The 9,719-nt window shown below is 74.5% G+C and carries 12 protein-coding genes and 1 pseudogene; 5 read left to right on the top strand and 8 right to left on the bottom strand.

All coding sequences use genetic code 11. The features are described from left to right. Both ccsB and GFJ45_RS13175 read left to right on the top strand, forming a co-directional pair. Positions 1 to 808, top strand: an 808-nt coding sequence (gene ccsB, locus GFJ45_RS13170) for a c-type cytochrome biogenesis protein CcsB (protein WP_228387000.1), incomplete at its 5' end; no start/stop codon positions are given. 5 nt (positions 809 to 813) lie between these two features. After that, complete coding sequence (locus tag GFJ45_RS13175; RefSeq protein ID WP_153397950.1) at positions 814 to 1,089, top strand: DUF4229 domain-containing protein; 276 nt, start codon at positions 814 to 816, stop codon at positions 1,087 to 1,089. A gap of 12 nt (positions 1,090 to 1,101) precedes the next feature. Here the strand turns inward: GFJ45_RS13175 and GFJ45_RS13180 are convergent, their stop codons facing one another. Genes GFJ45_RS13180 through GFJ45_RS13200 form a run of 5 tightly spaced genes read right to left on the bottom strand, consistent with a single transcriptional unit; the run spans position 1,102 to position 5,040 of the window. Next, positions 1,102 to 1,980 (bottom strand): 1,4-dihydroxy-2-naphthoate polyprenyltransferase, encoded by an 879-nt coding sequence (locus GFJ45_RS13180; protein ID WP_153397952.1) that lies wholly within the window; start codon positions 1,978 to 1,980, stop codon positions 1,102 to 1,104. A gap of 3 nt (positions 1,981 to 1,983) precedes the next feature. After that, positions 1,984 to 2,232 carry a PLDc N-terminal domain-containing protein gene (locus tag GFJ45_RS13185; protein WP_153397954.1) on the bottom strand — a complete coding sequence of 83 codons (249 nt, stop codon included), beginning with the start codon at positions 2,230 to 2,232 and terminating at the stop codon, positions 1,984 to 1,986. A 12-nt stretch (positions 2,233 to 2,244) separates the two neighbouring features. Next, the gene (gene menE / locus GFJ45_RS13190) at positions 2,245 to 3,468 is read right to left on the bottom strand and encodes an o-succinylbenzoate--CoA ligase (protein WP_153397956.1); all 1,224 of its coding nucleotides are present in this window, start codon (positions 3,466 to 3,468) and stop codon (positions 2,245 to 2,247) included. Positions 3,469 to 3,494: 26 nt separating this feature from the next. Continuing rightward, a complete protein-coding gene (locus GFJ45_RS13195) occupies positions 3,495 to 4,073 on the bottom strand; it encodes a hypothetical protein (protein WP_153397958.1) in 579 nt (192 codons plus the stop codon). Positions 4,074 to 4,107: 34 nt separating this feature from the next. Next, the gene (locus GFJ45_RS13200) at positions 4,108 to 5,040 is read right to left on the bottom strand and encodes a 1,4-dihydroxy-2-naphthoyl-CoA synthase (protein ID WP_228387001.1); all 933 of its coding nucleotides are present in this window, start codon (positions 5,038 to 5,040) and stop codon (positions 4,108 to 4,110) included. A gap of 18 nt (positions 5,041 to 5,058) precedes the next feature. Here GFJ45_RS13200 and GFJ45_RS16830 point away from each other — a divergent pair. Both GFJ45_RS16830 and GFJ45_RS13210 read left to right on the top strand, forming a co-directional pair. Beyond that, positions 5,059 to 5,619, top strand: a pseudogene (locus tag GFJ45_RS16830) (enolase C-terminal domain-like protein); the annotation flags it as partial. Further along, positions 5,589 to 6,524 (top strand): protein kinase domain-containing protein, encoded by a 936-nt coding sequence (locus GFJ45_RS13210; RefSeq protein WP_407670398.1) that lies wholly within the window; start codon positions 5,589 to 5,591, stop codon positions 6,522 to 6,524. The pseudogene GFJ45_RS16830 and the gene GFJ45_RS13210, both read left to right, overlap by 31 nt. Here GFJ45_RS13210 and sucD read toward each other — a convergent pair. From sucD to GFJ45_RS13225, 3 genes are read right to left on the bottom strand one after another with little or no spacing between them, the layout of a single operon-like run. Continuing rightward, positions 6,514 to 7,407, bottom strand: a complete 894-nt coding sequence (gene sucD / locus GFJ45_RS13215) for a succinate--CoA ligase subunit alpha (RefSeq protein WP_153397964.1) — start codon at positions 7,405 to 7,407, stop codon at positions 6,514 to 6,516. The genes GFJ45_RS13210 and sucD overlap by 11 nt on opposite strands. 20 nt (positions 7,408 to 7,427) lie before the next feature. Beyond that, positions 7,428 to 8,627, bottom strand: a complete 1,200-nt coding sequence (sucC, locus tag GFJ45_RS13220; RefSeq protein WP_153397967.1) for an ADP-forming succinate--CoA ligase subunit beta — start codon at positions 8,625 to 8,627, stop codon at positions 7,428 to 7,430. A gap of 56 nt (positions 8,628 to 8,683) precedes the next feature. Further along, the gene (locus tag GFJ45_RS13225) at positions 8,684 to 9,103 is read right to left on the bottom strand and encodes a cobalamin B12-binding domain-containing protein (protein WP_153397969.1); all 420 of its coding nucleotides are present in this window, start codon (positions 9,101 to 9,103) and stop codon (positions 8,684 to 8,686) included. A gap of 226 nt (positions 9,104 to 9,329) precedes the next feature. Between GFJ45_RS13225 and GFJ45_RS13230 the strand changes: the two genes are divergently transcribed. Continuing rightward, positions 9,330 to 9,719, top strand: a 390-nt coding sequence (locus GFJ45_RS13230) for a hypothetical protein (RefSeq protein WP_228387002.1), incomplete at its 3' end; no start/stop codon positions are given.

A 9,719-nucleotide genomic window follows, 5' to 3' on the forward strand; every position in this document is an offset into this window, starting at 1 on the left:
GTCCGGCGCGGCCACGCCGCCGCCCGCGCCGGCCCCGGAGCCGCAGGACGCTGCGGCCGGTTCCCGCCGCTGGGGGGTCATCGGGGTGCAGCTGACCTGGCTGGCCACCTTCGCCGTCATCGCGGCGGTCGCGCTGCGCGGGTTGTCGGTCCACCGTGCGCCGCTGGGCAACATGTACGAGTTCGCCCTGGTCGCCGCCGGCTTCACGCTGCTGCTGTACAGCCTGTGGAGCCTGCGCCGGGACGTGCTGTGGCTCGGGCTGTTCGTGGTCGCGCCGGTCCTGCTCGTGCTCGGTGCCGCGCTGGTCGCCTGGTACACCGAGGCCAGCCAGCTGCTGCCCTCGCTCAACAGCATCTGGCTGTGGATCCACGTCTCCGTCGCGACGCTGTCGGTCGCGCTGTTCACGATCGGCTGCGTGCTCGCGCTGCTGTTCCTGGCCCGCGACCGCGCCGAGCGCTCGGGACGGCCGCTGCCGGGATGGCTGGCCGCGACGCCACGGGCGGGGGCGCTGGAGCGGCTCACCTACGGGGTGCACATCGTGTCCTTCCCGCTGTGGACCTTCACCGTCATGGCGGGCGCGATCTGGGCCGAGCAGGCGTGGGGCCGCTACTGGGGATGGGACCCCAAGGAGGTCTGGTCGTTCGTCATCTGGGTGGTCTACGCCGCCTACCTGCACGCCCGGGCCACGACCGGCTGGAGCACCCGGCGGGCGACCTGGCTGGCGGTGGCCGGCTACGCCTGCATCATCGTCAACTACGCCGTCGTGAACATGTTCTTCGTCGGCTGGCACTCCTACTCGGGACTGTGAGCGGCATGTGGCAGTACACGGTCTGGCGGCTGCTGCTGTTCGCCGTCCTCCTCCTCGCCCTGCTGTGGCTGGGCGTGCCCGAGCTGTGGGCGCTGATCTTCGCCGCGGCGTTCTCGATGGTCACCTCCTTCTTCCTGCTGCGGCGGCAGCGGGAGGAGATGGCCCGCGACCTCGAGGCCAAGGTCGCCGCCCGGCGCCGGCGCCGCGAGGCGCGGCTGGCGGCCGAGCGGACCGACGAGGAGGCCGAGGACGAGGAGGGCCCCGGCCCCACCGCGCGGTAGCGGCCCGGCGGGTCAGCCCGCCAGCGCCAGCCCGAGCGCGAGCAGCCCGGCGTAGCCCAGCTGCAGCACGCCGGTCATCGCCAGCACCGGCACCAGCGCCGCCCCCCGGGCGCCGCCCAGGACCCGCTGCGCCGGCCGGTAGCCCAGCGGCAGCGCCAGCAGTGCCAGCAGCGCCCACGGGTGGGCCAGCGCGGCGACGCCCGCGGACACCGGTGCGGTCAGCAGCAGCCCGGCGTAGAGCCGACGGGTGCGCCGGTCTCCCAGCCGGACCGCAAGCGTGCGCTTGCCGGCCTGCCGGTCCCCGGCCAGGTCGCGCAGGTTGTTGGTGACCAGGATCGCGCAGGCCAGCGCTCCCACGCCCACCGCGCCGGCGAAGCTGCCCAGGTCCAGCCGCCCGGCCTGCGCCCAGCTGGTGCCGAGCACGGCGACCAGGCCGAAGAACAGGAACACCGCCACCTCGCCGAGCCCCCGGTAGCCGTACGGGCGCTCGCCGCCGGTGTAGTGCCACGCGGCCCAGACCGCGGCGACACCGACGAGCAGCAGCTCCATCCGGCCGGACAGCGCCACCAGCGCCAGCCCGGCCAGGCAGCCGACGCCGAAGAAGAAGAACGCCGCGAACCGCACCGTCTGCGGGTCGGCCAGCCGGCCGCCGACCAGCCGGACCGGGCCCACCCGCGCCGCCGAGTCAGTGCCGCGGACGCCGTCGGAGTAGTCGTTGGCGTAGTTGACGCCCACCTGCAGGGCGAGCGCGACGACCAGGGCGAGCAACGCCAGCGCCAGGTCGCTGTCGCCGAGGGCGTGCGCGGAGCCGGTCCCCACGGCCACCGGGGCCACGGCCGCGGGCAGGGTGCGGGGGCGGGCGCCAGCGGCCCACTGCTGCAGCGTCGCCACGAGTCAGAGACCGCGCAGGAAGTCGGGGTCGTCGTCCGGCCCGCGGGGGCCGGGGGGAGGGGGGACGCGGTGCTGCCGGGGCCGGCCGGCCAGGAGCCAGGCGATGCCACCGACGAGGGGGAAGAGCACGGTGATCGCGACCCACACCAGCTTGGGCAGGTGGCGCACGGCGTCCTGCTCGGTGCGCACCGCGTCCACGACGCAGTACACCGTGAACACCAGCACCAGCGCGACGATCGCGACTCGGAGCACGGGCGGCTTCCTTCAGCTCGACTCAGTGGGGGGAAGGGCCATTGTGCCACTGTCACCTGCCAGTTCCTGCCGCAGCCGCAGCCGGTCCACCTTGCCGGAGGGCAGCACCGGCAACGCCGGCCGCAGCCGCACCTCCCGAGGGAGCGCCTCGTCCGGCAGCCGGCCACGCAGCCGGGCCCGCCAGTCCGGTGTCGCCGCCGGGACGCCGTCGCCCTCGGGGACGACGACGGCCACCACCCGCTGCCCCCACTCCGGGTCGGGCAACCCGAGCACAGCGCAGTCGGCGACCCCGGGCAGCCCGCGCAGCGCCTCCTCCACCAGCGCAGGCGCGACCTTGACGCCCCCGGTGTTGACGAGGTCGTCCACGCGGCCCAGCACCCGCACCCCCTCGGGTCCCACCGTCCCCGCGTCGTCGGTGAGGAACCACCGCCGGCCCGCCTCCCACGGGAACCGCCGGTGGGTCAGCTCCGGCCGGTCCAGGTAGCCGCGCGCCAGCACCGGTCCGGACAGCCACAGCCGGCCGCTCTCGTCGGTCCGGGCGGCCACCCCCGGCAGCGGTTCGCCGTCGTAGACGCAGCCGCCCGCGGTCTCGGTCATCCCGTAGGTGGTGACCAGCCGCACCCCCGCGGCCCGGGCCCGTTCGGCCAGCGCCCGCGGCAGCGCCGCGCCCCCCACCAGCACCCCGTCGAGGGCGGCCAGCGCCTCCCGGCCCACCGCGTCGGCCAGCAGCCGGTGCACCTGGGTGGGCACCAGCGACGTGTAGCGGCGGGGTCCGGCCAGCTTCGCCACCGCCTCGGCGAACGGGCCTGCCGCGAAGCCGTGGCCGGCCGCGTGACGGGGGGCCGGAACCGGCACCAGCACCGGCGCTGTCCCCGCCAGCACGGAGCGGACCAGTACCTGCCACCCGGCGACCCGGTCGGTGGGCAGGGCGAGGACCCACTGCCCGGGCCCGCCGAGCCGGTCGGTGGTCGCGGTGGCGGAGGCGGTCAGGGCGGCCGCGTCGAGGACCACCGGCTTCGGCTCCCCGGTGGAGCCGGAGGTGGGCAGCACCACCGCGGCACCGGCGAGCAGCTCGGCGGCGGCCGGGGGCAGCGCCAACCGGGCCAGCTCCTCGGGTCCCCCGCGGCGCGGCCACAGCGGCACGTCACCGGACTCGAGCACGGCCGCGACCAGGTCCAGCAGGTGGCCGAGGCCACGCCCGGCCGCCGGTGCGTCGCCGGCGACGACGTGCCGCACCGGTGCCGCAGCCAGGCCGCCGTGGCTCAGAAGCTGTTCTCCAGGTCGACGTACCAGGCGCCGTCGACGCGGCGCAGCTCGATGCGCTGGTCGCCGAGGCCCTCGGCGAACAGCTCGGAGAAGTGCTCGCGGGTGATGACCGCGCGGTCGCCGTCGACGTCGGCGCCGGTGATCTCGACCAGCTCGATGACCCGAGCGGTCTCCTCGTCGAACTGCTCCTGCGCCAGCGGGGGCACCATCTCCACGCAGATCGCGTGGTCGCCCGCGGACTCGGTCATCGGCCGCTCCCCGGAGAGGTCGAGCATGTAGTCGCAGACCTCCTCCTCGCCGCGCACGAACGCCACCAGCCAGTCCCGGGCCCGCCCGGCGGCGCGGCGCTCGGTCCGGCTGGGTGCCCCGTCCTGCTCGGTCGCGGCGGCCTCGTCGGGGCGCTGGGTGGCGGCGGCCTCGTCGGGGCGCTGGGTGGCGGTGGCCCCGTCGGCGTCACTGCCGGCCTGCGTCGGGGAGGCAGTGCTCCCGGCGTCGACGACGGTGGGCTCGTCTGAGCACGCCCCGAGCAGGACGGCGGGCAGCGCCAGGCCCAGCAGCGGCAGCAGTCGTCGCATGGTCACAGTCTCCCCCAGCGGGTGCGGTCGGGTCTCAGTAGTACCACGGGAAGCGGTCCCACTCGGGCGCGCGCTTCTCGAGGAAGGCGTCGCGCCCCTCGACCGCCTCGTCGGTCATGTAGGCCAGCCGGGTCGCCTCCCCGGCGAACACCTGCTGGCCCATCAGCCCGTCGTCGACGAGGTTGAAGGCGAACTTGAGCATCCGCTGCGCCGTGGGGGACTTGGCCAGGATCTCCCGGCCCACCGCGAGCGCCTCCCGCTCCAGCTCCGCGTGGTCCACGACCAGGTTGACCGCGCCCATCCGGTGCATCTGCTCGGCGTCGTAGGTGCGGCCCAGGAAGAAGATCTCCCGGGCGCGCTTCTGGCCCACCATCCGGGCCAGGTAGGCCGAGCCGTAGCCGGCGTCGAAGCTGCCCACGTCCGCGTCGGTCTGCTTGAACCGGGCGTGCTCGCGGGAGGCGACCGTCAGGTCACAGACCACGTGCAGGGAGTGCCCGCCGCCGGCGGCCCAGCCGTTGACGACCGCGACGACCACCTTGGGCATCGTCCGGATGAGCCGCTGCACCTCCAGGATGTGCAGCCGGCCGCCGTGGGCGGCCGCGTGCGCCCGGTCGACGGTGTCGGCCGTGTCGCCGCCGGCGTACTGGTAGCCGGAGCGCCCCCGGATCCGCTGGTCGCCGCCGGAGCAGAAGGAGTGCCCACCGTCGCGCGGGCTGGGACCGTTGCCGGTGAGCAGCACCACGCCCACGTCCGGGGACATCCGCGCGTGGTCGAGCACCCGGTAGAGCTCGTCGACCGTGTGCGGCCGGAAGGCGTTGCGCACCTCGGGGCGGTCGAAGGCCACCCGCACCACGCCGCGCTCGCGGGTGCCGGCGGGGCCACGGGCGCGGTGGTAGGTCAGGTCGGTCAGCTCGAACCCGGGCACCGGCTCCCACAGATCGGGGTCGGGCGTGGTCGCGTCGGTCACCCGCACGAGGATAGGTCCATGCCCGCCGCCGCAGCCCTGCCGACTCCCGTGGACCTGCCGCCGACCGAGGAGCTGCTCGGCTCCGCCGTGGTGGTGCGGGTGCCGCTGCGGGTGCGGTTCCGCGGCGTGGACCACCGGGAGGCGGTGCTGTTGCGCGGCCCGCGGGGCTGGGGCGAGTTCGCCCCGTTCCCCGAGTACGGCGACGCCGAGGCGGCCCGGTGGCTGCTGGCCGCGGCGGAGGCCGGCTGGTACGGCCACCCGGCGCCGGTGCGCGACGAGATCGAGGTCAACGCCACCGTCCCGGCCGTCCCGCCGGACCGGGTGGCCGGGGTGCTGGCCCGGTTCGAGGGGTGCACGACCGCCAAGGTCAAGGTGGCTGAGCGGGGCCAGCGACTGGCCGACGACCTCGCCCGGGTGGCGGAGGTGCGCCGGCTGCTGGGCCCGGCCGGCCGGGTGCGGGTGGACGCCAACGGCGCCTGGTCGGTCGCGCAGGCCCGCGAGGCGCTGGCACGGCTGGGCCGGCACCAGCTCGAGTACGCCGAGCAGCCGTGCCGCACCGTGCCCGAGCTCGCCGAGCTGCGCACCGCGCTGGCCCGCGACGGGGTGGACGTGCCCGTCGCCGCGGACGAGGCGGCGCGCCGGTGCAGGTGCCCTACATCGTCATGGAGCACGTCGAGGGCCGGACGCTGCGCGAGCTGCTCAACGACGAGAAGGTGCTCGACCCCGACGAGGCGGCCCGGATCACCGCGGCCGTGCTCTCGGCCCTGGAGTTCAGCCACGATCGCGGCATCGTGCACCGCGACATCAAGCCGGCCAACGTGATGCTCACCCGCGGCGGCGCGGTCAAGGTGATGGACTTCGGGATCGCCCGAGCGCTGGCCGACACCGCCGCCACGATGACGCAGACCTCGGCGGTGTTGGGCACCGCGCGCTACCTCTCGCCCGAGCAGGCCCAGGGCGAGGCGGTGGACGCCCGTAGTGACCTCTACTCGGCCGGGTGCCTGTTCTACGAGCTGCTGACCGGGCGGACGCCGTTCGTGGGGGACCCGGTGTCGCTGGTCTACCAGCACCTGGGCGAGCAGCCCAAGCCTCCTTCCACGCTGCAGGAAGACCTGCCGGCGGAGATGGACGCGGTGGCGCTGCACGCGCTGCGCAAGACCCCGCAGGAGCGGTACCAGTCGGCCGCGGAGTTCCGGGCCGACCTCAACGCCGCCCGGTCCGGGGGGCCGGTCTCGGAGACGGCGCAGGCCACGCTCGCGGCGGTGATCGGCGCGGCCGGCGCCGCGGGAGCGGCCAGCGGCACCCCGGCGCCCAGGACGGAGCCGCTGCCCACGCAGGCGTTCCGGCGTCCAGTCCGGGCCCGGGCCGCCGGTGCCGCGGCCGGCGGGGCGGGCGGAGCACAGTCATGGCCCACCCATGCTCACCCCCGTGGCCCCCGGTGCGCGGGAGGCGCACCGGGAACGGCCACGACCGTCAGCGGCTGACCCGCTCCATGACCTCGCGCATCAGCTCGGCGGTGCCCGACGGCGTCTTGCCGACCTTGACGCCGGCGGCCTCCAGGGCCTGCTTCTTGGCCTCGGCGGTGCCGGAGGAGCCGGAGACGATCGCACCGGCGTGACCCATGGTCTTGCCCTCCGGCGCGGTGAAGCCTGCGACATAGCCGACCACCGGCTTGGAGACGTGCTCCTTGATGTAGGCCGCGGCACGCTCCTCGGCGTCGCCGCCGATCTCCCCGATCATGACGATGGCATCGGTGTCCGGGTCCTTCTCGAACGCCTCGAGGCAGTCGATGTGGGTGGTGCCGATGACGGGGTCGCCGCCGATGCCCACGCACGTGGAGAACCCGAAGTCGCGCAGCTCGTACATCATCTGGTAGGTGAGCGTGCCGGACTTCGACACCAGCCCGATCCGGCCGGCGGAGGTGATGTCGGCCGGGATGATGCCGGCGTTGGACTGCCCGGGGCTGATCAGCCCGGGGCAGTTGGGGCCGATGACGCGGGTGGTGCCGGCGTCCTCGGCGTAGCGGAAGAACTCGGCGGTGTCCTTGACCGGGATGCCCTCGGTGATGACGACCGCGAGCGGGATGGCCGCGTCGACCGCCTCCACGACGGCGGCCTTGGTGAACTTGGCGGGCACGAAGATGACCGTGACGTTGGCGCCGGTGGCCTCCACCGCCTCGGTGACCGACCCGAAGACCGGCAGCTGCACGTCGTCCTCGAAGTCGACGGACTGGCCGCCCTTGCCGGGGGTGACACCTCCGACGACACGGGTACCCGAGTGCAGCATGCGCTGGGTGTGCTTGCGCCCCTCGGCGCCGGTCATGCCTTGGACGATGACCGTGGAGTCGTTGTCGAGAAAGATCGCCATGGGTGGTAGTCCTCGTGTCCTCAGCTCGCGGGGGCGTTCACGGCCAGCTCGGCGGCCTTGCGGGCCGCGCCGTCCATCGTGTCGACCAGGGTGACCAGCGGGTGGCCTGCCTCCTGCAGGATCCGGCGGCCCTCCTCGACGTTGTTGCCGTCCAGGCGCACGACCAGTGGCTTGCTGGCCTCGTCGCCCAGGATCTGCAGCGCTTGCACGATGCCGTTGGCCACGGCGTCGCAGGCGGTGATGCCGCCGAAGACGTTGACGAAGACGCTGCTCACCTGCTCGTCGGTCAGGATCACGTCCAGCCCGTCGGCCATCACCTGCGCCGAGGCGCCACCGCCGATGTCCAGGAAGTTGGCCGGCCGGGCGAGCTGGCCGTCGACCTCGCCGAGGTCCTGGCCGGCGTAGGCCACGACGTCGAGGGTGGACATGACCAGTCCCGCGCCGTTGCCGATGATCCCGACGTTGCCGTCGAGCTTGACGTAGTTGAGGCCCTTGTCCTGGGCCCTGGCCTCCAGCGGGTCGGTCGCAGCCGTGTCGACCAGCGACTCGTGGCCGGGGTGGCGGAACCGGGCGTTGTCGTCGAGGGTCACCTTGGCGTCCAGCGCCAGGATCTGCCCGTCCTCGGTCTTGACCAGCGGGTTGACCTCCACCAGGGTGGCGTCCTCGTCGCGGTAGACGCCCCACAGCGTGGTCAGCACCTCGGCGATCTGGTCCTGGTCGGCGGTGAAGCCCGCCTCGGCCACGATCCGCTCGGCCGTCGCCTGGTCGATGCCCACCAGCGGGTCGACCGGCACCCTGGCCAGTGCGTCGGGGCGCTCCTCGGCCAGCTGCTCGATGTCCATGCCGCCCTCCTTGCTGCACATGGCGAGCAGCGTCCGGTTGGACCGGTCCAGGAGCAGCGAGAAGTAGTACTCCTCGGCGATCTTCGCGCCCTGGGCGATCATGACCGTCCCGACGGTGTGGCCCTTGATGTCCATCCCGAGGATCTGCTGGGCGGCCTCGGTGGCCTGCTGCGGGCTCTTGGCCAGCTTGACACCGCCCGCCTTGCCGCGGCCACCGGTCTTGACCTGTGCCTTGACGACGACGACTCCGCCGCTGGCGGCACCGATGCGCTCGGCCGCCGCCGCCGCGTCCGCGGGGTCGGTGACGACCTCCGCCGGCAGCACCGGCACCCCGTGCGCCTCGAACAGGTCGCGTGCTTGGTACTCGAACAGATCCACGGGTTGGCTATCCCCTCGGTGCGGGTGGGTGGGCGGTGATCAGGGTACCGGGCGGGCTACCGGGTGGCCGGGTCGGGCTGGTCGGCGAGGGCGGTGCGCACCCACTCGGTGATCTCGGCCGTGGTCGCGCCCGGGGTGAAGATCCGCGCCACCCCCATCTCGGTCAGCGGCCCGATGTCGGCCTCGGGGATGATGCCGCCGCCGAAGACGACGATGTCGCGGGCGTCCCGCTGCTCCAGCAGGTCCAGCACCCGGCGGAACAGCGTCATGTGGGCCCCCGAGAGCACGGAGAGCCCGACCGCGTCGGCGTCCTCGGCGATCGCGGCCTCGACGATCTGCTCCGGCGTCTGGTGCAGGCCGGTGTAGATCACCTCCACGCCGGCGTCCCGCAGGGCCCGGGCGACGACCTTGGCGCCCCGGTCATGACCGTCGAGCCCCGGCTTGGCCACGACCACGCGCAACGGTGTCTGGGTCATGCGGGCAGGGTACCGTCCCGGAGGGCTGCGGCGCCCGCTGCCGGTCCAGTCTCCGGACCACCGCGGTGACCGTCGGCCTGATCCCGACGTTGGCCACTGGCCCTGCGGGGCGGTAGAGTCCTGCCGTTCCCCCTTCGTGGCCCTTCCAGGAGACTCTGTGCCCGCTGACGTCACTGGCGCACCCGGGCGGCACCGCCGCTCCGGACGCCACCGTCCGCAGCACGCGGTGAGGCCGGCCGGCCACCGGCCGCCCCGACACCGGGAACCCCATCGGCTCACTGTCCCGGCGGCCCGGGGCGGTATCGCGCTGGGGCTGGGTGCGGTGCTGGCGGTCTCGGCCACCACGGCCGGCATCGGGACGGCGGGCACCGACCGGCCGCTGCCCCAGCGTGCCGCGCTGGCCGAGCTGGCCGGACCCGCCCAGCAGGCGCTGGAGGCACCTGCCGGCCTGGTCGCCGTCCGGACGGTGCAGGTCACCGTGGGTGCGGCACGCGAGGCGGCCCGGGCTGCGGGGGCAGCCGCCCAGGTGCGGACCCGGTCGATGGACGCCGCGCTCCACCTCGTGGAGCAGGGCGGTGACGGAGTGCGGGCCGCCGCGGCGGCCGCCCAGAGATCG

The sequence above is a fragment of the Ornithinicoccus halotolerans genome (assembly GCF_009602535.1).
GTDB classification, from domain to species: Bacteria; Actinomycetota; Actinomycetes; order Actinomycetales; family Dermatophilaceae; genus Ornithinicoccus; species Ornithinicoccus halotolerans.